We start from the raw sequence: 731 nt of genomic DNA, 5'->3' as shown, positions 1-731 counted from the left end.
ACGTACACTTCGGCGTCGAACTTGGTGTGCGGCTTGATCGAACCCGGCTTGGCCAGAACCTGGCCACGCTCGACGTCGTCACGCTTGGTGCCGCGCAGCAGCAGACCGGCGTTGTCGCCTGCCTGRCCCTGGTCCAGCAGCTTGCGGAACATTTCCACGCCGGTCACGGTGGTCTTCTGCACCGGACGGATGCCGACGATTTCGATTTCTTCGCCGACCTTGATCACGCCGCGCTCGATACGACCGGTCACCACGGTGCCGCGGCCCGAGATCGAGAACACGTCTTCGACCGGCATCAGGAACGCCTTGTCGACGTCACGCTCCGGGGTCGGGATCCAGGTGTCCAGCGCCTCGACCAGCTTGATGACGGCCGGCACGCCGATGTCGCTCTGGTCGCCTTCCAGCGCCAGACGGGCCGAACCCGAGATGATCGGGGTGTCGTCGCCCGGGAAGTCGTACTTGCTCAGCAGCTCGCGGACTTCCATTTCGACCAGTTCCAGCAGCTCGGCATCGTCAACCATGTCGGCCTTGTTCAGGAACACGACGATGTACGGCACGCCGACCTGACGCGACAGCAGGATGTGCTCGCGGGTCTGCGGCATCGGGCCGTCAGCGGCCGAGCACACCAGGATCGCGCCGTCCATCTGGGCAGCACCGGTGATCATGTTCTTGACGTAGTCAGCATGGCCCGGGCAATCGACGTGGGCGTAGTGACGAACGGTGGATTCGTA

At 64.2% G+C, this 731-nt stretch carries 1 protein-coding gene; it reads right to left on the bottom strand.

The features are described 5' to 3' along the window. On the bottom strand, window positions 1–731 hold a 731-nt coding region (locus AC1DCU_RS21455), incomplete at both ends, for an elongation factor Tu (protein ID WP_478014298.1).

It is taken from the genome of Stenotrophomonas sp. 10L48 (assembly GCF_056395105.1).
This window is presented reverse-complemented; position numbering and strand designations above follow the sequence as displayed.